The organism is Beijerinckia sp. L45, assembly GCF_009765775.1.
Classification (GTDB): domain Bacteria; phylum Pseudomonadota; class Alphaproteobacteria; order Rhizobiales; family Beijerinckiaceae; genus RH-AL1.
The window spans coordinates 37,718-61,139 of sequence record NZ_LMUU01000274.1; the positions used below are offsets into that span (position 1 = coordinate 37,718).

Annotated in this window: 22 protein-coding genes and 1 tRNA gene; 7 read left to right on the top strand and 16 right to left on the bottom strand. The window is 64.1% G+C overall.

Annotation, left to right across the window (positions count from 1 at the left end):
* Nucleotides 1-68: 68 nt before the first annotated feature.
* The gene (smpB, locus tag GSQ79_RS27930) at nucleotides 69-545 is read right to left on the bottom strand and encodes an SsrA-binding protein SmpB (RefSeq protein ID WP_158812010.1); all 477 of its coding nucleotides are present in this window, start codon (nucleotides 543-545) and stop codon (nucleotides 69-71) included.
* A gap of 24 nt (nucleotides 546-569) precedes the next feature.
* Nucleotides 570-1,463 (bottom strand): 4-hydroxy-tetrahydrodipicolinate synthase, encoded by an 894-nt coding sequence (gene dapA / locus GSQ79_RS27935; protein WP_158812011.1) that lies wholly within the window; start codon nucleotides 1,461-1,463, stop codon nucleotides 570-572.
* A gap of 283 nt (nucleotides 1,464-1,746) precedes the next feature.
* On the opposite strand from dapA, the gene GSQ79_RS27940 reads away from it, so the two are divergent.
* Nucleotides 1,747-3,993 carry a lytic transglycosylase domain-containing protein gene (locus tag GSQ79_RS27940; protein ID WP_246725636.1) on the top strand — a complete coding sequence of 749 codons (2,247 nt, stop codon included), beginning with the start codon at nucleotides 1,747-1,749 and terminating at the stop codon, nucleotides 3,991-3,993.
* A gap of 39 nt (nucleotides 3,994-4,032) precedes the next feature.
* Here the strand turns inward: GSQ79_RS27940 and GSQ79_RS27945 are convergent, their stop codons facing one another.
* Nucleotides 4,033-4,419, bottom strand: coding sequence for a response regulator (locus GSQ79_RS27945; protein WP_158812012.1), 387 nt, complete (start codon nucleotides 4,417-4,419; stop codon nucleotides 4,033-4,035).
* Nucleotides 4,420-4,563: 144 nt separating this feature from the next.
* On the opposite strand from GSQ79_RS27945, the gene GSQ79_RS27950 reads away from it, so the two are divergent.
* Nucleotides 4,564-5,442: an alpha/beta fold hydrolase gene (locus tag GSQ79_RS27950; protein ID WP_158812013.1), complete on the top strand. Its 879-nt coding sequence runs from the start codon at nucleotides 4,564-4,566 to the stop codon at nucleotides 5,440-5,442.
* A gap of 117 nt (nucleotides 5,443-5,559) precedes the next feature.
* Here GSQ79_RS27950 and GSQ79_RS27955 read toward each other — a convergent pair whose 3' ends face one another.
* From GSQ79_RS27955 to GSQ79_RS27975, 5 genes are all read right to left on the bottom strand, one after another.
* Nucleotides 5,560-6,501: an amino acid ABC transporter substrate-binding protein gene (locus GSQ79_RS27955; protein ID WP_158812014.1), complete on the bottom strand. Its 942-nt coding sequence runs from the start codon at nucleotides 6,499-6,501 to the stop codon at nucleotides 5,560-5,562.
* A complete protein-coding gene (locus GSQ79_RS27960) occupies nucleotides 6,498-7,769 on the bottom strand; it encodes a dicarboxylate/amino acid:cation symporter (RefSeq protein ID WP_158812015.1) in 1,272 nt (423 codons plus the stop codon). Before GSQ79_RS27960 ends, GSQ79_RS27955 begins: the two co-directional genes overlap by 4 nt.
* A 194-nt stretch (nucleotides 7,770-7,963) precedes the next feature.
* Complete coding sequence (locus tag GSQ79_RS27965; RefSeq protein ID WP_158812016.1) at nucleotides 7,964-8,257, bottom strand: hypothetical protein; 294 nt, start codon at nucleotides 8,255-8,257, stop codon at nucleotides 7,964-7,966.
* A gap of 79 nt (nucleotides 8,258-8,336) precedes the next feature.
* Complete coding sequence (locus GSQ79_RS27970) at nucleotides 8,337-9,359, bottom strand: energy transducer TonB (RefSeq protein WP_158812017.1); 1,023 nt, start codon at nucleotides 9,357-9,359, stop codon at nucleotides 8,337-8,339.
* Between the two features lie 150 nt (nucleotides 9,360-9,509).
* Nucleotides 9,510-9,995, bottom strand: coding sequence for a hypothetical protein (locus GSQ79_RS27975; protein ID WP_158812018.1), 486 nt, complete (start codon nucleotides 9,993-9,995; stop codon nucleotides 9,510-9,512).
* Between the two features lie 299 nt (nucleotides 9,996-10,294).
* Here GSQ79_RS27975 and GSQ79_RS27980 point away from each other — a divergent pair.
* The 3 genes from GSQ79_RS27980 to GSQ79_RS27990 all read left to right on the top strand — a co-directional run bounded on the left by GSQ79_RS27980 (nucleotide 10,295) and on the right by GSQ79_RS27990 (nucleotide 11,462).
* Nucleotides 10,295-10,388 (top strand) — tRNA-Ser (locus GSQ79_RS27980).
* 68 nt (nucleotides 10,389-10,456) lie between these two features.
* Nucleotides 10,457-11,053: a DUF2147 domain-containing protein gene (locus GSQ79_RS27985; RefSeq protein WP_158812019.1), complete on the top strand. Its 597-nt coding sequence runs from the start codon at nucleotides 10,457-10,459 to the stop codon at nucleotides 11,051-11,053.
* A gap of 130 nt (nucleotides 11,054-11,183) precedes the next feature.
* Nucleotides 11,184-11,462 carry a hypothetical protein gene (locus tag GSQ79_RS27990; RefSeq protein WP_158812020.1) on the top strand — a complete coding sequence of 93 codons (279 nt, stop codon included), beginning with the start codon at nucleotides 11,184-11,186 and terminating at the stop codon, nucleotides 11,460-11,462.
* A 134-nt stretch (nucleotides 11,463-11,596) separates the two neighbouring features.
* Here GSQ79_RS27990 and GSQ79_RS27995 read toward each other — a convergent pair whose 3' ends face one another.
* The 6 genes from GSQ79_RS27995 to aspS form a co-directional block, all read right to left on the bottom strand.
* On the bottom strand, nucleotides 11,597-12,355 hold the full coding sequence (locus tag GSQ79_RS27995; protein WP_158812021.1) for a histone: 759 nt from the start codon (nucleotides 12,353-12,355) through the stop codon (nucleotides 11,597-11,599).
* 575 nt (nucleotides 12,356-12,930) lie between these two features.
* The gene (gatB, locus tag GSQ79_RS28000; protein WP_158812022.1) at nucleotides 12,931-14,418 is read right to left on the bottom strand and encodes an Asp-tRNA(Asn)/Glu-tRNA(Gln) amidotransferase subunit GatB; all 1,488 of its coding nucleotides are present in this window, start codon (nucleotides 14,416-14,418) and stop codon (nucleotides 12,931-12,933) included.
* A gap of 35 nt (nucleotides 14,419-14,453) precedes the next feature.
* Nucleotides 14,454-14,789 (bottom strand): DUF86 domain-containing protein, encoded by a 336-nt coding sequence (locus GSQ79_RS28005; RefSeq protein ID WP_158812023.1) that lies wholly within the window; start codon nucleotides 14,787-14,789, stop codon nucleotides 14,454-14,456.
* Nucleotides 14,779-15,297, bottom strand: coding sequence for a nucleotidyltransferase family protein (locus GSQ79_RS28010; protein WP_246725637.1), 519 nt, complete (start codon nucleotides 15,295-15,297; stop codon nucleotides 14,779-14,781). Before GSQ79_RS28010 ends, GSQ79_RS28005 begins: the two co-directional genes overlap by 11 nt.
* 6 nt (nucleotides 15,298-15,303) lie before the next feature.
* The gene (locus GSQ79_RS28015) at nucleotides 15,304-15,627 is read right to left on the bottom strand and encodes a BrnT family toxin (RefSeq protein WP_158812024.1); all 324 of its coding nucleotides are present in this window, start codon (nucleotides 15,625-15,627) and stop codon (nucleotides 15,304-15,306) included.
* Between the two features lie 62 nt (nucleotides 15,628-15,689).
* A complete protein-coding gene (gene aspS, locus GSQ79_RS28020; RefSeq protein ID WP_158812025.1) occupies nucleotides 15,690-17,510 on the bottom strand; it encodes an aspartate--tRNA ligase in 1,821 nt (606 codons plus the stop codon).
* 204 nt (nucleotides 17,511-17,714) lie between these two features.
* Here aspS and GSQ79_RS28025 point away from each other — a divergent pair, with 204 nt between their 5' ends.
* A complete protein-coding gene (locus tag GSQ79_RS28025; protein ID WP_158812026.1) occupies nucleotides 17,715-18,044 on the top strand; it encodes a hypothetical protein in 330 nt (109 codons plus the stop codon).
* Nucleotides 18,045-18,187: 143 nt separating this feature from the next.
* The gene (gene rnd, locus GSQ79_RS28030) at nucleotides 18,188-19,357 is read left to right on the top strand and encodes a ribonuclease D (RefSeq protein WP_158812027.1); all 1,170 of its coding nucleotides are present in this window, start codon (nucleotides 18,188-18,190) and stop codon (nucleotides 19,355-19,357) included.
* A 59-nt stretch (nucleotides 19,358-19,416) separates the two neighbouring features.
* Here rnd and GSQ79_RS28035 read toward each other — a convergent pair whose 3' ends face one another.
* Complete coding sequence (locus GSQ79_RS28035) at nucleotides 19,417-20,937, bottom strand: Ppx/GppA phosphatase family protein (RefSeq protein WP_158812028.1); 1,521 nt, start codon at nucleotides 20,935-20,937, stop codon at nucleotides 19,417-19,419.
* Nucleotides 20,938-20,942: 5 nt separating this feature from the next.
* Complete coding sequence (locus GSQ79_RS28040; RefSeq protein WP_246725641.1) at nucleotides 20,943-23,108, bottom strand: RNA degradosome polyphosphate kinase; 2,166 nt, start codon at nucleotides 23,106-23,108, stop codon at nucleotides 20,943-20,945.
* Between the last annotated feature and the right edge of the window lie 314 nt (nucleotides 23,109-23,422).

The window sequence follows — 23,422 nt, forward strand, 5'->3', positions numbered from 1 at the left end:
CTCCGTCACTGCAAGCAGCGGGGCGGGGCCGGGCCGGACTGCCGGACCCGGTGCTCGCAAAGACGGCGCTAGTTCTTCTCTTTCAGCAGCCGGCTCTTTTCGCGATTCCAGTCGCGCGCTTTTTCCGTCTCGCGCTTGTCGTGCAGCTGCTTGCCCTTGGCGAGCGCGATCTCGATCTTGGCGCGGCCCTGATCGTTGAAATAGACCTTCAGCGGCACGATGGTCATGCCGTCGCGCTCGACGCCATGCGCCAGCTTGGCGATCTCTTTCGCATGCAGCAGCAGTTTGCGGTGCCGCTTCGGCTCGTGGTTGAAGCGGTTGCCCTGATTGTACTCGGGGATCGTCGCGTTGATCAGATAGACCGCGCCGTCGCGGTCGACCGAGGCATAGCTTTCCGCGATCGTCGCCTTGCCGGTGCGCAGCGCTTTCACCTCGGTGCCGACGAGCATGATCCCAGCCTCGAAGACTTCGCCGATCTCGTAGTGGTATCGCGCCCGCCGGTTGTCGGCCGCGATCTTGAACAGGCGTTCGGGCTTAGGCGCCACCGCAACTCATCCTAAAAACTCGGCTCACGCGTTCAGCAGACCGGCGTGAACCATGGCCTCGCGAACCGCCTTCATCGCCGGTTCCGTCGCCGTCAACATGGGGAGGCGAACCTCGTTTTCCATCTTGCCGAGCAGCGAACAGGCGTATTTCGGGCCCGCGGGGTTGGGATCGGCGAACAGCGCCTGATGCAGCGGCGTCAGGCGGTCCTGGATCGCCAGCGCGCCCTTGAAGTCGCCGGCGAGACAGGCCTCCTGCATGGCGGCGCACTGCCGCGGCGCGACGTTGGAGGTGACCGAGATGCAGCCGTGGCCGCCATGCGCCATGACCGCCAGCGCCGTCATGTCCTCGCCGGACAGCTGGATGAAGTCCGGCCCGAGCAGGCTGCGCTGCAGCGCGGTGCGCGCGAGCGAGGCGGTGGCATCCTTCACGCCGGCGATGTTCTTCAATTCATAGAGCCGGCGCATCGTGTCGACCGACATGTCGACGACCGAACGCGGCGGGATGTTGTAGATGATGATCGGAATGCCGACCGCATCGTTGATCGCCTTGAAGTGCTGGTACATGCCCTCCTGCGAGGGCTTGTTGTAGTAGGGCGTCACCACGAGCAGGCCGTCGGCGCCGACCGACTCGGCGAACTGCGCGAGCTCGAGCGCTTCTTGGGTGTTGTTCGACCCGGCGCCGGCGATGACGACGGCGCGGCCCTTGGTCTGCTCGACGGTGATCTCGACGACGCGGCGATGTTCGGCGTGGGTCAGCGTCGGGCCTTCGCCGGTCGTGCCGACGGGCACGAAGCCATGCGTCCCATTCTCGATCTGCCACTCGATGAAAGCGCGCAGCGCGGACTCGTCCAGCGCCCCGGAGCGAAACGGCGTGACCAACGCCGTAATCGATCCGCCAAACCTCGCACCTGTTGCCATACCCGATCCTTCCGAGGCCGCCCAAAGGGCGCCGCATTCCTCAGGCTTTCTCAGACCTAAGTCGAAGCGTCGTCGCCGGCGACTCACTCCGGTCGCGCGAAACGCTTCATCAAGGGAAAGCCAGTTCGTTGCGCAAGAGACATAGCGGCTCGGCAGCGGAACGCAACACGGACGCCGTCAGGCCGCGCGCCTTCCCCAAGCGTCCGAGGGCGGATTTCGTAAAGATTTGGTTAACCAAGTTGGGCCAAGCTCTTTCCCGTCTGGCGACCACAATGGACGAGGCATGATCAGCAAACGACGTGGTTGGATGCTTCTCGGCGTAAGCGCTCTGTGCTTGTGCGCCATCGCGCCATCGCGGGTTGCCGACGGCCGACTGCCGCGTTGGACCAACATTTTCTGGGATATTCGCCAGGGCGCCAGTCGCGTCGCCGATCTGACCCACGACCTCGTCGGCCGGCTGCATCTCCCCAGCCACGATTCGGCGCCGCCGATCCGGACCGCCTCGGCCCCACCGCCGGAGGTCGTGGCAACCGCGCCGATCCTCGGCACGCTCAATGCCGTCCAGGCCGCGAGCGTTCTCAACCAGGCTTTTGCCGCGGCCGTCGCGACCGAAAGACTGAAAGAACTCGGCTTCGAGGCCGCCCCGATCCGCGACGCGCTGACCGCCTACCGCGCCGGCGATCTCGCCGCCGGCGACGCCGCGGCGCGCAACGCCAGCGACCCGATCGTCCAGACCGCGCTCGAATGGGTGGCGTTGCGCATCGTTTCCGGCAAGATCGGCATGGAGCGCCTGACCGCTTTCACGACGGCGCATCCGGACTGGCCGTCGCAGACCTGGTTCCGCCATCAGGTCGAAGCGCGCCTGTTCCGCTCGCAGGACACGGCGGTGATCCGCTCCTTCTTCGCCGCGAGCCCGCCGCAGACGCCGCTCGGCAAGATGGCGCTGGCGCGCGCCTGGAAAGCCGATGGTCACGCCGCCGATGCGGTCCGCATGATCCGCGCGCTCTATCGCGAATCCGACCTTACATCCTTCCTCGAAACGAAGCTCAAGGCGGATTACGGCAGCGACCTGCAGAAGGCGGACTACAAGTACCGCGCCGACCGCCTGCTCTACAAAGAGGACGTCGGCGCCGCGATGCGCGTCGCGGCTCTCGCCGGCCCCGATGTCGTCGCCCTGGCAAAGGCGCGTGCGGCGGTAATCGCCGAGGCGCCGAGCGACAAGGTGATCGCGGCGGTTCCGGCACCTTTACGCAACGACCCCGGCCTGCTGCTGGCGCAGATCCAAAAACTGCGGCGCTCGGACAAGCTCAAGGAAGCGGCGGCCGCGATGCTGGCGGCGCCGCGCGATCCTGCCATCCTGATCAACGGCGACGAGTGGTGGACGGAGCGCCGCCTGCTCGCCCGCAAGATTCTCGACACCGGCGACGCGCAGACGGCATACAGGATCTGCGCCGGCCATTCCGCGCAATCGACGGAAGCGCGGATCGAAGCCGAGTTTCATGCCGGCTGGATTGCGCTGCGCTTTCTCAACGACCCGGTGACGGCGACCAGGCATTTCGCGACCGCCGCGCAATATGCGGAAACGCCGACGTCACTGGCCCGCGTGGCTTACTGGCAAGGTCGCGCGACGGAAAACGCGACTGATCCCGACGCGCTGATCCGCGCCAAGGCGTTCTACGAAAAAGCCGCGCAACAAACCTCGACCTATTACGGGCAGTTGGCGCGTATCGCGCTGGGGCTCAAGCCCGAGGTGGTCCAGGCGCCCGCGATCGCGGCCAAAGGCACCGACCGCGCCGAGGCAGTTCGCGTCATCGAGATCCTCTACGCCGCCGGCGAAAAGGATTCCGCCTACGCGCTCGCCGCCGATGCCGCGCAAAATATCAAGGACGATGCCCAGGTCGCCGCGTTGGCGAAGGTCATCAACGGCCAGCAGGACGCGCATCTCGCCTTGACCATCGGCAAGATGATGGCGCTGCGCGGCATGCCGGTCGACTCGCTCGCCTTTCCGACGTTCGGCATCCCGCATTTCGAGCCGCTGGTGAATTCCGCCTCGGCCTCCGTCGTCTATTCGGTGGCGCGGCAGGAAAGCGCTTTCAACTCCACTGTGGTCTCCGGCGCCGGCGCCAAGGGCCTGATGCAGATGATCGACTCGACGGCGAAGCGCACCGCGACTCGCGCCGGCCTGCCCTTTGACGAAACGCGCCTGCTGACGGATGCCGCGTTCAACGCGCAGCTCGGCGCGGCGCATCTCGGCGCGCTGATGGCGGAACAGGGCAATTCCTACATTCTCACCTTCGCCGCTTACAATGCCGGCGGCGGGCGGGTGAAGGAGTGGATCAACGCCTATGGCGATCCGCGCAACCCCGGCGTCGACGCGGTGGACTGGGTCGAGCGCATCCCCTTCACCGAGACGCGCAACTATGTGCAGCGGGTGATGGCCAACGTGACGATGTATCAGGCGCGCTTTGCGGACGAGGCCGCGAAGAGCGAAGCCGCGCTGGCCGGCAACGACGGGCGGGCGAAGCTTTAGGGTTTCACGCTTCGATTGATCGGCGGAGAGGCAGAATGCTCAGCGCTGGCGCTCGACGAACGTGTCGATCAGGCGCACGACGTGGTCCAGCGAATAAGGTTTTGGAATGAACTGCTGCGCGGCCGCGTTGAAGCTCGGGGACGGGATGCGGCGACCCGACGTGACCACCACGCCGATCAGCGGATAGGCGCGGCCGATCCGATCGGCCAGTGCGAAACCATCGATCTGGCCCGGCATCTCGACATCGGTGAAGACCACGCGGACGTCGCGGTTCTGATCGAGCAGCGCCAGCGCCTCGTCGGCGTTGCTCGCCTCGATGACGTCGAACCCGGCGTCGGTAAGCATGTCGGCGTTCATCAAACGCAGCAGAGGTTCGTCATCGACGATGAGGACCAGGGGATGGGCAGCGTGGGTGTTAACGTCCATTGCACAAAATCCCGGGCCTTTTAGTCAAACCCGAACCTGAGCCATTTGCATTAACGGACGCTTTAAGAGTTGCGTTAACGCATTCTAAGCGGGATTTTTGGGGATGGCGGCTCGAAACCGGGCCCTCGACCGAGAGGAAACGGGATGGCGAGCGCAGGCGGCGAAAGCCGGTATTACGCGGCAGCCGACTGTCTGCGGCTGCACCTGCGGGATTATGATCCCGGCGCGGTTCCGGCGACCCCGCTGGTCTGCCTGGCCGGGCTGACGCGCAGTGCCGACGACTTCGACCCGCTCGCGCAAAACCTCGCCTTCAAAGCGGCCGTGCCGAGGCGCGTGATCGCCTTCGACTATCGCGGGCGCGGCCTCTCCGATCATGACCCGGATTGGCGGCATTATGATCTCGCGACGGAGCGCGCCGATATTCTCGCCGGGCTCGCGCTCTGCGGGATCGACCAGGCCCATGTTCTCGGAACATCCCGCGGCGGCCTGCACATCATGGCGATGGCAGCGCCGCATCGGGCGCTGTTTCGCTCCGTGATCCTCAACGACATCGGCCCGGTTCTCGAGCCGGACGGCCTCGCGCGGATCAAGACCTATGTCGGGCGCCAGGTCCATCCGCGCGATCTCCGCGAAGCCATCCAGCTCCTGAAGATCGGGGCCGGTCTGCATTTCACGGCGCTGAGCCCCGAGGAATGGCATCTCTTCGCCACGACGACGTTCGGCACGGACGAAGCGCATCTCGGCCTGCGCTACGATCCCGCGCTCGCGCATCTCCTCGACAGCTTCGATCTTACCAAGCCGCTGCCGGCACTGTGGGACCAGTTCGACGCCTTGCGCGGGCTTCCCGTGCTGACCATCCGCGGGGAAAACTCGGACCTTCTGTCGGTCGCGACCACCGCGGCGATGGCGGCGCGATGGGATGGCTGCGAGACCCATCTCGTGCCGGGCCAGGGCCATGCGCCGCTGTTAGCGGACGAAGCCTCAATGACGCGGATCGAGGCGTTTTTGGCGGCGAATGATTAGGGGGCGTCATTGCGAACGGAGCGAAGCAAACCAGGGGCAAGCGCGCTGCTTTAGGAGCAGCGGCCGCTGGGTTGCTTCGCCTTCGGCTCGCTATGACGACGGCTCGCAGAGCGGTGGTCAGTCCGGCTGCCCCAACGCGCGATACATTTCCGACAGCTGTGCGCTCATCGGCAAGCCCAGCGTCTCGCCGGACGGGATCTGGTCGAGGAACCAGCGGCGGTAGCGCAGGCTCAGCACGTTGTCTTCTGCCATGTGCTGAAAGCTCGCCTGGACGAGATCGGCAAACGCCGGATCATCCTTGCGGTACATGATCGCGTAGGGCTCGTAGGACAGATAGTCGCCGACGACCGCGAACTTGTGCCCTTCCGGCTTGGCGGCGATGAAGCCCGACAGCAGAATGTCGTCCGAGGCAAAAGCATCGGCCGTGCCGGCGACGAGCATCGCGTAGGCATCGTCGGTGTTCGACGTCTCGATGACGGTGAAGGGCGGCGACACGCTTTTGGCGACGCGCTGCACCACCGTGTCGGTAGTCGTGCCCTTGCTCACCGCGACGCGCTTGCCGGCGAGGTCGCGATACGAAGCGGCAGCGGTCCCACCGCCGGCCGGTGCGAGCGGCACCATCAGCTTTACGCCGGCGAGAAAGAAGACGGGCGAGAAGGCCGCGGTCTTGGCGCGTTCGGCATTGGCGGTCGTCGAACCGCATTCGAGGTCGACGGCGCCGGCAATCACCTTCGGCAGGCGCTCGTCCGGCGCGACGGGGACGTAGGTGATGCGCACGCCCTTCTGCCAGTCCGGCGCGTCCGCCTCGACCAGATCGAGGTTCAGCTTTTTTGCTACGTCGGCGGCGATGCCGTGGCAGATGTCGAGCGAGAAGCCGACGGGCTGGCCGCCCTTGTTGAGGAAGGCGAACGGAATCGCCGCCGTCCGGTAGCCAATCAAAATCGTCCCGCGTTCCTGGATCGTCTTAAGGGTGCCGGTCAGAACACCCTCCTCCGCGTGGGCCGTGACGCCCGCCAAAACGGCGAGCGTCAGTCCCGTCACAAAAGATGTGAGCTTCATGCCGGCAGCGCTTCCATTTCGCCGATCGTCTCGGCGGTCTCTCCGTCGGTGACGAGTTGGCCTTCCCACTTGGCGACGACCGCCGTCGCCAGCGAGTTGCCGATGACGTTGGTCGCGGAGCGGCCCATATCAAGGAAGGTGTCGATGCCGAGGATCAGCAGCAGCCCTTCTTCCGGCAGGTTGAACTGGCTGAGCGTCGCCGCGATCACGACCAGCGACGCGCGGGGCACGCCGGCCACGCCTTTGCTCGTCAGCATCAGCGTCAGCAGCATCGCGATCTGCGTGCCGAAGCTCAGCGGGATGTCATAGGCCTGTGCGATGAAGATACTGGCAAACGTGCAGTACATCATCGTGCCGTCGAGGTTGAAGGAATAGCCGAGCGGCAGCACGAAGCTCGAGATCTTGGTCGAGATCGGAAACTTCGCGAGCTGCTCGAGCATCTTCGGGTAGGCGGCTTCGGAACTGGCGGTGGAGAAGGCGAGCAGGAACGGTTCCTGCACCAGCTTCACCAGCTTCTTGACCGATGGTCCGAGGATGACGAAGCCGACCAGGACCAGGATCATCCAGAGGCAGACGAGCCCGAAGTAGAACTCGCCCATGAACTTGGCGTAGTTCAGCAGGATGCCGAGACCGTTGGTCGAGATCGTCGCGGCCATGGCGCAGAACACCGCAAGCGGCGCCAGCTTCATCACGTAGCCGGTGACGCGCAGGATGATGTGCGACAGCGACTCGACGGCGACCAGGACCGGTGACGCCTTCGCCCCCATCGAGGCGCAGGCGACGCCGAAGAAGATGGAGAACACGACGATCTGCAGGATCTCGTTATCCACCATCGGGCGGATCGCGGAATCCGGGAAGACGTGCTTGATGAAGCCGTCCAGCGTCATCGCATGCGCGTCGATCCCGGACTTCACGCCGCTGATGACCTTGTGGACGCCTTCGCCCGGGCCGAACAAATTGACCAGGATCAGGCCAAGCGTCAGCGAGACCAGCGAGGCGCTGACGAACCACAGCATCGCCTTGCCACCGACGCGGCCGACGGCGCCCGCATCCTGCATGTGGCCGATCCCGACGACGAGCGTCGAGAAGACGAGCGGTGCAATGATCATCTTGATCAGGCGCAGGAAGATCATGCTGCCGATCGAAATATAGCTGGCGATGGATTTCTGCGTGGCCGGATCGGCATAGACGGTGTGGATGAGCCCACCCGCCAGAATCCCCAGGACCATGGCCCCGACGATATACAGTGTCATACGGCTCGACTTCATCGCAGCTAGTCCCCCAAAAGATGCAGCCGACGCCTATGCAAACTTAACGCCGCTCCCTCGCTAGGGTCCACGGTTCCGTGATCGCGGCAATCGGTCGAAAGTCCCATGGGGCGCCCGATCGGCGGATGTCTACGAAAAAGCGCGGTGCCTGTCCCCAGGCCCGCGCTTACGGTTCGCCTCATTTGCTATGCGTTTCAGTCGGCCAGCGGCACGTAGGAGCCGCACCCGGTCGCCAGCAGCTCCTGGGGGTCGCGCGGCACGCCGTTGAGATTGCGGCTGAAGTCGCTGGTGTTCCAGCCGTTCGGATATTCGCAGCGTTCCGAATGACGCATGAAAACGAACCCGGCTGGCGGCGCGGGATCGACATAGGGGTCTTCCACCGGCGGCTGATAGTATCGCGCGGCATAGTGCTGTCTTGCCGCAGCGCCGTCGAGCGAGACACCGCAGAACGCACAGAACGCGGCCAACAAAAGCGCATTTCTCTTCATAACACGACCTCGATTCGGAGCCTTCGTCTTGCTTCGAAAACGGAGCGTGCGGGGCAAGGTTCCGCCTCGCCGGGGTACGCTATTGGTCGGCGACGAAACTCATGTAGGCCGGAAAGCTGCGTGGTGCGCCTGGTGGCGGCGGCGGAAACGGCGCGGCGCGGCGGACGATCGCCACGGCTTCCTCGTCGACGATGGCGTTGCCGCTGGGATGGTCGAGGGTGACGTCCAGCAGCTCCCCCTTGGATCCGATGTTGAAAACCACATGCGCCACCCCCGGCACGAAGACGCGCCCGGATTTTTTCGCCTTGGCAATCAGCCCATAGACCGCCTGCTGGTAGGTGACGGGGTTCTCGCCATCATCCGACAGGTTCGGCACCGCAACGGCGGCAAAGGAATCCGGCAACAGGCCGAGCGCCCTGTCGGCCTGCGGATGCAGCGCCGCCTGGGCGCGCAGATCGGCGGCCTGCGCCTTCAGCGCGGCGAGCTCGTTCTGGAGCGATTTCAAGGCTTCGGCATCCTCCGCCGCCTTGTCGGGCTCGGGTTGCGGCGCGGCAGGCGGCTTCGCCATCGGCGGCTTTTCGGGTGCTGCCTGAACCGGTTTCTCTGGCGCCGCGGAAGCGGGCTTTGCCGGCTCCTGCCTGGTTTCGCTTTGTTTCGGCGCCTCCGGCTTCACGGGCTCCGGTTTTGCGGGCTCGGTTTTCGCGGGCTCGGGCGGCTTCGGCGGTTCGGCGGCGGCAGGTTTTTCGTCCGGCTTGGGGGCGGCAGGCGGCGGCTCTTTCTTGGGCTCAGGCTTGACCTCCGGGGCCTTCGGCGGCGGCTCCTGGACGATCTCGACGGGCGTCTCCTGCTGCTCGGAAATCGGCGGCGGCTCCTTCACCAGAAGCACGAAGACGGCGAAGAGGGCAAAATGCACGGCAAGCGATATCACGACGACGGGCAGCAGCATGCCGAACCGTCGGGCGATCGCGGGCGGGACGTCCAGCATCGCGAGCCGATCATCGGCCACGAGATCGGACGGACGGTCATCGTCGCCGACATCCTGCGTCTCGTCGTCGCCGACGGGCGGTTCGGCTTCATGCGCGGTGACCACGTCGTGACTCATCGAAGCACGAGACGCTTTGCGGCTTCGGCCGAACGGACGTGTCGTCCTACGTGTCGGTTCATCGCCGCATTCCCGTCCAAACGCCTGGAAAGCATTTCGCTCTTATTGCCGATCGACGCCCGCGCAACAACCGATCGAGGGCCCTCGGCCTTACCGACCGATTTGAAAGGTAAACCGATTGGGGTCTGCCGATGTCTGGTCCGTCGGCGGGACAAGCGGACCCGCGATCGACGGAAACGCGCCGCTCCACTTGGGCGGCGCGAGATTGCTCCCCTCCAGATAGGTCATCCCGTCCTCGCCGGACCCGGCTTGAAACCACAGCGTATCCTGGCGCGAAATCTGTCCCGCTTCGTGATCGGTGAGGTCGCTGTCGACGAGCACGCTCAGAACCAGGACGGTCCGGACCGGCAGAAAGGCAAAGGCCGCAGTCAGGGGGTCGAGCCGCGCGGCAAAAAGACCGGCGGCTGTCGCCAGACGGCGCCCGGCGCTCGACCACGATTTCGAACCGCCGTCGCGTTGCCCGTCCGCGACCAGAAGACCGGCCGATGACGCCGCGCCTTTGTCACCGCACGCCAATGTGAAAACCGCGAACACGGCCACGACGGGGAAGCGAGCGAACGACGGGCGACGAGACATCCAAAGGACTCTTCGGGGCCACACCTGCAAGACGCCGGACCGGCGCCAGAGCCCTGAGCGCCGCGGTCGACATGGGGAAAGCCAATTTCGCCTTTCTACGCGAGGCGAAAGCGGGCGGCAAAGCCCTTTGGCGGCGGCGCCCTTCAAGCCCCGCGTCAGTACCATTCGGGTCACAGTGGCGGCAGGGCCGCCCTGTGTTGGGACAGAGCCCGCGAACCGCCCTTGCCATCACTCCGCTGCTGGGGCATATCTCGTCGCGCCTCTGGCGGCACCTTAAATGTGTCGCTTTCGGGCTTTACGGAGACGTGGCCGAGAGGCTGAAGGCGGCGGTTTGCTAAACCGTTATAGGGCCCTAAAGCCCTATCGAGGGTTCGAATCCCTCCGTCTCCGCCAATACCGGCTTCGACACGACTCAAACGATTTCAAAGAAGCAGGGCATCAAAGCCCTTCGGAGAACGGAAATGTCCCAGACCGTGCGGTCTCGCCTCGCTGACTTCCCCGTGAAGACCCTCGTTCTCGGGGCGAGCTTTGCAACGATGGCTATGATGGGGACAATCGTACCGTCCTTCGCCGATCCGATTTCGCCGGAAGGCCTCTGGTACACCAAGGGGCAGGAATCGATCATCAAGTTCCAGCCGTGCAAGCCCACGTTCTGCGGCTCGGTCGTCTGGTTGAAGGATCCGAATGGCGCGGACGGCAAGCCGATGCTGGACACCAAGAACCCGGACAAGACCAAGCAGATCCAGCCGATGATCGGCACGGAGATCTTCACCGGCATGACGCCGGCGGACGATCACTGGAAGGGCAAGGCCTATAACGCCGACGACGGCAAGACCTACGACGTCACCTTTACGGTGAAGACGGTCAAGGAGCCGAACGACACGGCAGACGTCCGCGGCTGCATCCTCGGCTTTCTCTGCGGCACAGAGACCTTCACACGCGCTGCCGAAGTGCCCGGCGGCGACCCGACGTTGACCGCGACTGCGGCGACCGCACCGGCCGCCAAGGGCGCAAAGGCGGCTCACCCGGCAGCTAAAAAAGACACCGCGAAGAAGTGACCGCAGACGCCAGAGCGTGCGCCTGACGTTACTCATGGACCCAAACAAGTCACAGCTGCGCTTCGGCCACGCCCGAAGCGGTCGGCTTGGCCTTTGCGGCCTGATGGTGATGAGTATCGGCGTGCCTGGCTTGCTGGCGGCGCAAGCCGAAACCGGTTCACGCCCGGCGCCGGTCGCCACATCCCCGGAAGCCTACATCGCCGCTGAAAAGACCACGCAGGGCAATCTCGGTCACCCCTACGTGCTGCCGTCCGCATCGCGCGCGCGCATGCATGAATGCGGCGTCGAATGGCAGGCGATGAAAATGTCGGGCGAAGCGGCGGACAAGATCTGGCGGGTGTTTGCCGCCGCCTGCCTGACGAACGCCGCCAACAAGGCGTCGAGCGCCGAGGGCTCGAAACAACGATAGCCGGCAGCGAGAAGACGCCGGCCGGACTGCCCCCGCCGTTTCTTCTCGCGACCGACTATCCGCTTCATCAACCAAGCAAGAGCGATCTCTTTCCGCTTCGGTGATGCCACCAAAGCGGAGAGCGTTCGAAAAACTCAGGCCTGCTCGGGCGTCGTGCTCGGCGCCGTCTCGGTCTTCGGCTTGCGCGTCGCCGTCTTGCGTGCCGGCTTGGCTACGACTTCCGTCGCGACCTCGGGGGTAGCCTTCTTGGCAGCGGCCCGCGGCGCCTTGGCCTTCGGCGCAACAGCTTTCGGCGCGACGGCCTTGGGCGCAGCGCGCTTGGTCGCCGTCTTCACAGGAGTCGTTTTCGCCGATGTCCGGCGCGCAGCGGTGTTCTTGGCAACCGCTTTGGAGGTCGCCGATTTTGCGGCGGCGGCGCGGGCGGTCGGAGCCTTGCGGGTCGCTTTCGGCGCAACCTTCGCTGCGGTCTTTTTCACGGCGGCCTTGGCGCGCGTCGCCTTGACGACGGGCTTGGCGACCTTCGCGCCGACGCGCTTGGCTGCGGTCTTCGGCGCGGCCTTCTTCGCGGCGACGGACTTCGACGCGGCGGTCTTGGTGGCAGCCTTGCGGGTCGTCGTCTTTGTCGTTGCGCGCGCCGCGGTCTTGGCTGCGGTCTTCGGCTTGGCCGTTGCCGCCTTCACTGCGGTTCGTGCCGGCGCAGCGCGACGCGCCGCGGTCTTCGGTGCAGCGGTCTTGCGCGCCGTGGTGGCCTTCGCCGCAGGCTTTGCGGTCTTCTTGGCTTCCGTTGTTTTGGCGGTCTTCGCCTTCGCAGCCGGAGTCTTGGTTGTCGTCTTGGCCGCTGTCTTGGCCGCGGGTTTCGCCGCGGGCGTTCGTTTCGTAGTCGCCTTGACCATAGCTAATCCCCTTTAGTTTATCTGCAGCACATATGTTCTTGCGCGACGAGGCAAAATAAGCGTAGCGCGCTTGCTTGCCCGTGCAAGTGGTGAACGCCGAAGGTGTTGCCTTTGTGCTGCGAAAACACCGGGCCCACGCGACGAACGAAGCCGCTGCGTTGCCGCAAAAGGGGATTGGGATCTTCGATGCTTGCAGGAAGCGCGGTCTCTATTGTCGACAACGGCAGCAAAGCAGAAGCCGAACAGAACAGTTGCGGGAGCGCAGCCAGACCACAGGCTCGATTTCAAATAACCAATAAATTACAGGCTCTTAGCAGGATAAACGGCGGCTGCCGCCGGTGACATCAGGCCATTTATCGATTAGAGAATGTGGTTTGATAGCGGACGAGTTTGCGGAGCGTCCCCTTATGAGCCGAGCGACGGCGCCGTGCCGTTCGACACACCGGTGCATCTCGATAACCATCGTTCTAAATAATCATGTGAACAAGCGCAGAAACAAGCGCCGATCTGCCTCGACGCTTGTCTTCAGCGGAAATATCGCGCGCGTTTCCGACTGATTCGCGGACGCGCCCGGCTCAGATCCCAAGCTTCTGCTTCAAGATGTCGTTGACGCTCTGCGGATTGGCGCGCCCGCCGGTCTGCTTCATGACCTGCCCGACGAACCATCCGAGCATGCTCGGTTTGGCCTTCGCCTGTTCGACTTTCTGCGGATTGGCGGCGATGATCGCATCCACGGCCGCTTCGATCGCGCCGGTATCGGTGACCTGCGTCAGACCGCGCGCTTCGACGATCGCGCGGGGATCGCCGTCGCGTTCGTCGGTGATGAGAAGCGCGAGAACGTCCTTGGCGATCTTGCCGGAAATCGTGTTGTCGCCGATGAGATCGACCAGGCCGGCAATCTGCGCCGGCGTGATGTGCGTCTGCGACACCGCCAGACCTTGCGAGTTGGCATAGGCCGCGATGTCGCCGTTGACCCAGTTCGCGACAATCTTGGCGTCGCGTTTGACGCCGCCGAAGGCGACGCAGGTTTCGAAGAAATCGGCATTGTCCTTGTCGGCGACGAGCACGCTGGCATCGTAGGGCGACAGACCATAGGCCTCGACGAAGCGCGTCTTCTTGGCGTCCGGCAGTTCCGGCAACGCGGCCTTGAGACCGTCGACGAAAGCCTGATCGAACTCGAGCGGCAGCAGATCGGGATCGGGGAAATAGCGGTAGTCGTGCGCTTCTTCCTTGGAGCGCATCGAGCGCGTTTCGCCGCGCGACGGATCGAACAGACGCGTCTCCTGGTCGATCTTGCCGCCGTCTTCGATGATGCCGATCTGGCGGCGTGCTTCGACATCGATCGCCTGACCGATGAAGCGGATCGAGTTAACGTTCTTGATCTCGCAACGCGTGCCCAGCGGATCGCCGACCTTGCGTACGGAGACGTTGACGTCGGCGCGCAGCGAGCCTTGCTCCATGTTGCCGTCGCAGGTGCCGAGATAGCGCATGATGGTGCGGAGCTTGGTCACATAGGCCTTGGCTTCGTCGGCTGAGCGCATGTCGGGCTTCGACACGATCTCCATCAGCGCCACGCCGGAGCGGTTGAGATCGACGAAGGATTCGGTGGCCGACTGATCATGCAGCGACTTGCCGGCATCCTGCTCCAGATGCAGCCGCTCGATCCCGACTTCGAACTGCTCGGTCGGGGTGAGATCGACGATGACCACGCCCTCGCCGACGATCGGATCCTTGTACTGCGAGATCTGATAGCCCTGCGGCAGATCGGGATAGAAGTAGTTCTTGCGATCGAACACCGAGCGGTTGTGGATCTTGGCGTTGAGGCCGAGGCCGGTGCGCACGGCCTGCGCCACGCATTCCTGGTTGATCACCGGCAGCATGCCCGGCATCGCCGCATCGACCAGCGACACGTTGCTGTTCGGCTCGTTGCCGAAGGTGGTGGAGGCGCCGGAGAACAACTTGGAATTCGACGTCACCTGCGCGTGGATTTCCAGGCCCACGATGATCTCCCAATCGGCGGTGGCGCCTTTGACGAGGTTCTGCGGCTTGATGTGTGCGGTCATGGGTTGTGATCTCTTTGGCTTGAGCCGGCTTGTCGCTAAACGAGCTCAGACTCAACGGCCTTTAGAAGGGGTGGCAGACTTTCTTGTATCGTCATCCATACCAGCGTCGGAGCCACGTCATCATACTCGTGCCGATATTTGTTGCCGGCATTTCGCATGTCCAGCCACTCAATATGTGAGTGACGAGCCTTGAGATCGTTCGGCAGACGGCGGCTCGCTTCGGATATGATTTCGAGTGCTCGCGTGGCGGCATAGAACGTTTTCTGGTCAGCTTTAAAGCTATCCAGGTCGAAGCCTTCGATGAAAGCGGTGGGAAGGACGATATTGTAGCGGAGATCGACCAGCGCCGTTTTGGCCGCCTCAGAAAGCATAGATCGCGTCTCGCTCGGCGGACGGTCGAACGTGCGGTTTGAGCGTTTCGCGGTTGGCGACATCGACCTTCACCGGGAACATATCCTCCAACGAGGAGACGACACCGGCGTATTCCCACAGCCCTAGACGAGCAGCGGGATCGATCTCCACCATGATGTCGATATCACTGCCTGCGCCTTGCTCGTCACGTGCGACCGATCCAAACAGCGCAATGTGAATCACGCCGACAGCCCGCAATTCGAGCTCGGCAGCTCTGAGGGTGGCGATGATTTCATCTTTACCGATCGCATCAGCCGGAGCCTTGGACTTCGCAGCCTCATGGGCCGCAATCGACGGCTGGTCGCGTACGCCCGCCAAGTCGCGCGCAAGTGCTTCCGCTGCAGCGACGCGATGATGCCGCGACCGCTCGAGCCGCCGCTGGGCGTCGGACACCGACAACATCGCGTCCGACATCGGACGAGCGTCAGGATCGTTCATCGCAGCCAAGATCATCTCGTCTTCGGTCATGTCCGTCTAATCCGACCCGGATCGCACCTTAGCATAGGCTCGGCGTTCTGCAGGAAGAAGGCGGCGCGCCGAGATGATGTGCGTGACCTCGTCATCCTCGCCGCGGAGCGTGAAAGCAACATATAGAAGATCGCCGTCAACTTCGCCAACGGCTACGAACCGCAACTCATTGTAGTCCATGCGGAGGTCGATCTGCTCATCACACAGAGGATCTGCGAAGACTTTCGCTGCATGCTCAAAGCGGATCTTCCACTTCTCAAGGTTGGCGTCGTACTTCGCCGGATCCCATTGGAAACCCGGAGGATAACGATCTCGGCCATAGAGTGCCATGGCGTGCCAATCTTTAAGAGACGCGGAAGGTCACGCGTTGCCCTAACTCCGATAACTCGCGATCACTCCGCCTTCTTCGCCTCCGGCAGATTCAACCGGATATGCAGCTCGCGGAGCTGCTTCGGCGTCACCGGCGAGGGCGCGCTCATGAGAAGATCCTCGGCGCGCTGGTTCATCGGGAACAACACGATCTCGCGCAGGTTCTCTTCGCCGGCGAGCAGCATGACGATGCGGTCGACGCCCGGCGCGATGCCGCCGTGCGGCGGGGCGCCGTACTGGAACGCCCGGTACATGCCGCCGAAGCGCTCTTCCAGCACCGTCTCGTCATAGCCCGCGAGCGCGAAGGCCTTCTTCATCGTGTCCGGCCGATGGTTCCGGATCGCACCGGACGACAGTTCCACGCCGTTGCAGACGATGTCGTACTGGAACGCCTTCATGTTCAGGATGGTGTCGGTGTCGGCCGGGTCGAGCGCGAGGAAGGCGTCGTGATCGAACTGCGGCATCGAGAAGGGATTATGCGAAAAATCGATCTTCTTCTCGTCCTCGTTCCACTCATACATCGGGAAGTCGACGATCCAGCAGAGCTCGAAGCCGCCGACCTTGGTGACGCCGAGCTCGGTGCCGATGCGCAGGCGCGCGGCGCCGGCGAGCTTCGCGGCCTTTTCCGGGAGATCGCAGGCGAAGAACACGGCGTCGCCGCTCTTCAGTCCGGCTTTTTCCGCGATCGCCGCCTGCACGTCGGCCGGCAAAAACTTCGCGATCGGGCCTTTGCCGGTCAGCGCCCCGGCTTCGCCTTCGAAGATCACGTAACCGAGCCCCGGCGCACCCTCGCCGCGCGCCCAGTCGTTCAGCTTGTCGAAAAACGAGCGCGGCTGGCTGCCGGCACCCGGCGCCGGAATGGCGCGCACGACGCCGCCCTTCTTGATAACGTTTTTGAAGGCGTTGAAGGTAACCGCTTCTTCCGAGAATTCCGCGGTGACGTCGACGATATGGATCGGGTTACGCAGATCCGGCTTGTCCGACCCGTAGGTCAGCATCGCGTCGGCATAGGTGATCATCGGAAATTTCTGGGTCACCGGCTTGCCGCCGCTGAATTCTTCGAACAGGCCGCGCAGGACAGGCTCGACAGCGGCGAACACGTCCTCCTGCGTCACAAAACTCATCTCGATATCGAGCTGGTAGAACTCGCCAGGGCTGCGGTCGGCGCGCGCGTCCTCGTCGCGGAAACACGGCGCGATCTGAAAATAGCGGTCGAAGCCGGCGACCATGATCAGCTGCTTGAACTGTTGTGGCGCCTGCGGCAGCGCGTAGAATTTGCCGGGGTGGATGCGCGACGGCACGAGGTAGTCGCGCGCGCCTTCCGGGCTCGACGCAGTCAAGATCGGCGTCTGGAATTCGAAGAACCCCTGCCCCTTCATCATCGCGCGCATGGAATCGATGACACGGCCGCGCAGCATGATGTTCTGGTGCAGCTTGTCGCGGCGCAGATCCAGGAAGCGGTACTTGAGGCGGATGTCTTCCGGATAGTTCTGGTCGCCGAACACCGGCAGCGGCAGCTCCGCGGCCGGCCCGAGCACTTCGATCGCGGTGACGTAGACCTCGATCTGGCCGGTCGCCATGTCGGCGTTCTCGGTGCCGACGGGGCGCAGGCGCACCTTGCCGTCGATCCGCACCACCCATTCCGAGCGCAGCTTTTCGGCCGCCGCAAAGGCCGGCGACTCCGGATCGACGACGCATTGCGTCATCCCGTAGTGGTCGCGCAGATCGATGAACAGCACGCCGCCGTGGTCGCGGATGCGGTGACACCAGCCGGAGATCCGCGTGGTTTCACCGGCCTGAGTCTCGCGCAGGGCGCCACAGGTATGCGAGCGGTAACGATGCATGGGTCCAACTGTCATGGTTTTAGCAAAGGATTCGGCGCGTTATCGCGCGGTTTGACGAAAGCGCCAAAAGCGGCGGGAGAACCGCATGCGAGGCGGCGTCTGTCAAGGGAGCCGGCGCGGCGGGCGCCGCCGTGGTGAGACGCCCGCGACGGCTCGTGGCGTTTTCTTTGCAAAAGCCCTAGATTGAAGACAGGAGCTTCAGTCATGACCGCCCTGATCTTCGACACTTTGAAACTATCCAAATTGCTTAGATCAGACTTCACGCCCGAACAGGCGGACGCTTTGGCGTCGGCGCTCTCAACTAGCGCTTATGATACGATCGCTACAAAGGCCGGTATTCAAGAACTAAGAGCTGAAATCGTGGCGCTGAAAGGCGCGACCAAGGCAGATTTGGTTGAATTTAAAGCTGCAACAAAGTCCGATATTTTGGAGCTGAAGGTCGATCTCGTCCGGTGGATCGTTACAGCGATCGCGTTCAATTTCGTCGCGACAGCCGGACTTTTCCTGGGTTTTGCCAAGCTCTTCGCCAAGTAGCCGCTGGTGCCGAGAGGTCGTGGTTAAGCAAGAACGACATCGACGATGGCTGCGTAGAGGGAATCCCCTTGCGGGCGCACGCTTGCCTGACGCACAATTCCCGGCGAAACAACCGGAGCACCACGTCTCCTTTGAAAGACTAGATGAAGCTGATCGCGACCACGCAGGACCTGAGCGACGTCTGCCACCGCCTTGCCACCCACCCCTACGTCACCGTCGACACGGAATTCCTGCGCGAGACGACGTTCTGGCCAAAGCTCTGCGTGGTGCAACTGGCCTCGATCGACGAGGCCGTCGCGGTCGACGCTCTGGCCGATGGCATCGACCTCGCGCCGTTGTTCGCCCTGATGGCCGACCCGGCGGTGGTCAAAGTCTTCCACGCCGCGCGCCAGGACATCGAAATCTTCTGGAACCTCGGGAAAATGATCCCTGCCCCGCTGTTCGATACGCAGGTCGCGGCGATGGTCTGCAATTTCGGCGACCAGATTTCCTACAGCGACCTCGTGCAGACCGTGTGCAAAGTGGCGCTCGACAAGTCCTCGCGCTTCACCGACTGGGCGCGCCGGCCGCTCTCCGACGCGCAGGTCACCTACGCCATCGCCGACGTGACCTATCTCCGCGACATCTACCGCTTCCTGCTGGCCAAGCTCGAATCGACAGACCGGATGTCCTGGCTGGCCGACGAGATGGCTGTCCTGACCTCGACCGCAACCTACGAGCAGCATCCCGACCAGGCCTGGGAGCGCTTCCGCAACCGGGCCCGCAAGCCGCGCGACCTCGCGATCCTGATGGAGCTCGCCGGCTGGCGCGAGGCCGAGGCGCAGGGCCGCGACGTGCCGCGCTCGCGCGTGCTGAAGGACGACATCATGATCGAGGTGGCGCTCGCCGCCCCGCGCTCGGCCGAGGCGCTGGCCGATCTGCGCGCCTTTCCGAAGGGCATGGAGCGCTCCAAGGCCGGCATCGACATTCTGGCGGCGATCGAGCGCGGCCTCGCCCGCGATCCCAAGACGCTGCCGAAGATCGAGCGCGACCGTCGCTCGAACGGCGGCGGGGCCACGGTGGAGCTGCTGAAGGTTCTGCTGCGCCAGGTCAGCGAAGCCCATGGCGTCGCCGCCAAGATGATCGCCACGGTGGAAGACCTGGAGTCCATCGCGACGGACGACCGCGCCGACGTGGCGGCCCTGTCGGGCTGGCGGCGCGACCTGTTCGGCACCAAGGCGCTGGAGCTCAAGCATGGCCGGCTGGCGCTGACGCTGGAGCGCGGCAAGGTGGTTACGCTGGAATGGCAGGAGCATGCCGAGCCGGCGGTTTAGCAGCCATCCTTGTCGTCATTGCGAACCAAGCGAAGCAATGACGACGGATGGGTGCGGACTTAAACCGCCACCGCGACAACGGGCTCGCGCCCACCGAGGGTCTTGCCGACCTGCTTGACGCGCGATTGCAGGCGATCGTTCATCAGGTCGCGGAGATCGGGCGGCAGGATCATCGTCACCTTGCCTTTGACGCACAGCATCGGCGTGCGCGACAGAACACCGGGCATGCCCGCGGCCAGCAACGACGCCACCCGCATCGCGGCGCCGAGGACGCGGCCGCGCTCGAGCAGACGCGGTGCCAGGAACGCGGCGCTGTCGGGCGCGTCCGCCTCGTCGAGGCCGACGTGCCGCAATGACGTCACCAGGGTGAGGAACGCGCGCCCGTCGTGATCGACGCCCGGGAGCTGCGCGCTGACGACGATGTTGAAGTTTTGCACGCCACGATAGTCCGGATGCGCCCGCCAGTTCACCTCCGACAGCAGGCAGGCGGCCTCGCGGAGGCGGCGATCCTGGTCGCTCTCGTCGAGCCCCGCCGAGGCGACGAAGGCGGCCGTCCAGTGGATCAGCTCGTCGGCGAAGGCTGGCGAGCGCGACAGCAGCGTATTGAGCTTGCCCGCGGCGACGAGCAGCGCATCCTGGCGTCGCGTTTCGGCGTCGAGCGCCTCGAACAGAAGCCCCTCACGGACGCCCGAGGTCGAGATGATGATTTCTTTCGGCCTGGCGCGCCGAATCAGCTCGTCGAGGACGACCGCGCCGTAGGCGAGCAGCGGACGCCGTGCGGCGCTCACCGTCTCGATCGCGGGCAACGCGTTCGCATCGATGCGTTCGACGAGGTCGACGAGCTCGGACGCCTCGCGCGCCGCCAGCGTGTAGCCGTGCATGACCGACATCGGGTAGTGCTGCTGCCCCATGTGCAGCTTGGCCAAGGCGCGCCAGGTGCCGCCCACGGCGTAGAATGCGCGGCCCTGCAAGGTGCTCAGCGTGTCGCATTTGGCGAAGGCGTCGCGCGCGATCTTCACGGCAGCTTTCGGCGAGCGGCCGGACATGTCCATCAGCGCAAGGCCGCCGAGCGGCAGGCTGACGCCGCGTCCGATGAGCCCGTTCTGAATGTCGATCAGTTCGAGCGAGCCCCCGCCGAGATCGCCGACGATGCCGTCCGGCTTATAGACCCCAGAGATGACGCCGAGCGCGCTGAGCTCGGCCTCGCGCGGGCCCGACAGCAGGGTGACCTGCGCGCCGCCCAGCGCCTGACGCGCCGCGTCGAGGAACTCGGCGCCGTTGGTCGCATCGCGCGCCGCGGCGGTCGCGATCACATAGAGATGGGTGATGCCCATCAGTTCGCTCAGCACCCGGAAGCGCCGCAGCGCCACCAGGGCCTTCTCGATGCCCTGCTTCGCCAGCTTGCCCGTCGTCAGGACGCCGTTGCCGAGGGCGCAGAGCGCCTTCTCGTTGAACATCGGCACCGGCGCCCGATCGAGCATGTCATAGGCGACGATGCGCACCGAGTTCGACCCGATATCGACGATCGCAACGGGTCGGCCATGCGGCGCCACGCCGGGCCTGTGAGTATCAATCGGCATGAAGATCAGCGACTCTCCAAACGCTTGAACAGCTGGCGCGGGCTCGAATCCTTCAGACTTTGGCCACGGCCGGAGAGGCTGGGATTCGTCATGAAGTACGAATGCGCATTGAACGGTTCCTCGCCCGGCCGCGGGCTCATCCGCGAACTCGAACCATCCGGCGATACGCGATAGGACTGCTGGTTGTCGAGCATGTTCGCCACCATGATCTGATCCAGAACCTGTTCATGCACCGTCGGGTTGAGGATCGGCGCCATGATTTCGACGCGGCGGTTGAGATTGCGCTGCATCAGGTCTGCCGAGGAGACGTAGACCAGCGCCTTGGGGTGCGGCAGCGCATGGCCGTTGCCGAAGCAGTAGATGCGCGCGTGTTCCAGAAACCGTCCGATGATCGATTTGACCCGGATGTTTTCGGACAGACCCGGCAGGCCGGGGCGCAGGCAGCAGATGCCGCGCACCACGCAATCGATCTGAACGCCGGCCTGGCTGGCGCGGTACAGCGCATCGATGATGTTGGCATCGACCAGCGAATTGCACTTGATCCAGATCGACGCCTTCTTGCCGGCCTTGGCATTGTCGATCTCCGCCTCGAGGTTCTGCATGAACCGCGCGCGCAGCGAGATCGGCGAGACCGACAGCCGTTCGAGACCGATCGGCTCGGCGTAGCCGGTGATGAAGTTGAAGATCCGCGAGACGTCGCGGCCGATCGCCGGGTCCGCCGTAAAGAACGACACGTCGGTGTAGATCTTCGCGGTGTTGGGGTGATAGTTGCCGGTGCCGATATGGCAATAGGTGATCAACGCCCCACCTTCGCGGCGCACCACCATCGACAGTTTGCCGTGCGTCTTCAGCTCGATGAAGCCGAACACGACTTGCGCCCCGGCGCGCTCGAGATCGCGCGCCCAGCGGATGTTGGCGGCCTCGTCGAAGCGCGCCTTCAGCTCGACGAGCGCGGTCACCGACTTGCCGGCCTCGGCCGCCTCGATCAGAGCGCGAACGATCGGGCTGTCCGACGAGGTGCGATAAAGCGTCTGCTTGATCGCCACGACATTGGGATCGCGCGCCGCCTGGTTGAGATATTGCACCACCACGTCGAAGGATTCGTAGGGGTGATGAACCACCAGATCCTTCTGGCGGATCGCCAGAAAGCAATCGCCGCCGTTGTCGCGCACGCGCTCGGGAAAGCGCGGATTGTAGGGTTTGAATTTCAAGTCCGGCCGGTCGAGGCTGACGATCTCGGAGAGCTCGTTCAGCGCCAGCATGCCGTCGAGAACGAAGCTCTCGTCGGGAATGACGTCGAGCTCATCGGCGATGAAGGTGCGCAGGCTGCCGGGCATCAGACTGTCGAATTCGAGCTTGATGACGGACCCGCGGCGACGCCGCTTGAGCGCGGATTCGAACAACAGGACGAGATCTTCCGCCTCTTCCTCGATTTCGAGGTCGCTGTCGCGGATCACCCGGAAGGCGCCGGAGCCCTTCAGGAGATATCCGGGGAACAGCATCTGCGTGAACATGCCGACAAGCGTCTCGTTTGACACGAAACGTTGTGGGCCGCCTTCGACGGCCGGCAGATGCACGAAGCGGTCGATCTTGGCGGGCAGACGGATCAGGGCACGCAGGTGTTTTCGGTCACCGGGGCGCACCAGCTCCAGCGCGATCGAGAATCCCAGGTTGGGAATGAACGGAAACGGATGCGCCGGGTCGATGGCGAGCGGCGTCAGCACCGGAAAGACATGCGTTGTGAAGTGATGCTCGAGATATTCGAGCTCGGCCTTGCTGAGATCGGACGGGTCGACGAGGACGATGCCGATCTTGGCGATCTCGCCGCGCAGCTCCTGCCAGCGGCGTTGCTGCTCCGCCGCGAGGTGCGTAACCCCTTCGCGGATCTTCACGAGCTGTTCCGCAGGCGACAGACCGTCGTCGGACACTTCCGTCACGCCTTCACGCATCTGCCCGCGCAGGCCGGCGACGCGGACCATGAAAAATTCGTCGAGGTTGTTCGCGGAGATCGAAAGGAAGCGAAGCTGCTCGAGGAGCGGGTGGTTGCGGTTGGAGGCTTCCTGAAGCACCCGACGGTTGAACTCCAACCACGACAACTCGCGGTTGATGAAGCGTTGCGGCGATTGCGCCAGCTCATCGGGATGGTGGGCGAGGTCGCCCAGCGTATCCATCAGCGCGATATTGGCGGCCGGCGAGGCCTCGCCGTTCGCGCTCGCGCCGTCGTTCGTGGTCGCGACGCCATCGGCTTCCCGACCTGTGGGCGCCTCGGATTTGGACACCAGGTTTTCCCCGTCGCTCATGTATATTCCTCGATCGTTGCGCGCGTCGCGTTGCGCGACCGACCCTAAAGTTCCAATTCGGCGGACGCCATCATCTAGTCGTTTGGGGGATGAGCCTCGTCATTACGACGGTTGCTCTCGCCCTTTTCAAGAGTCATCGTGGCGCACACGTTAAAAGCTGCAATTGTGACAGTAGGTTAAAGGGA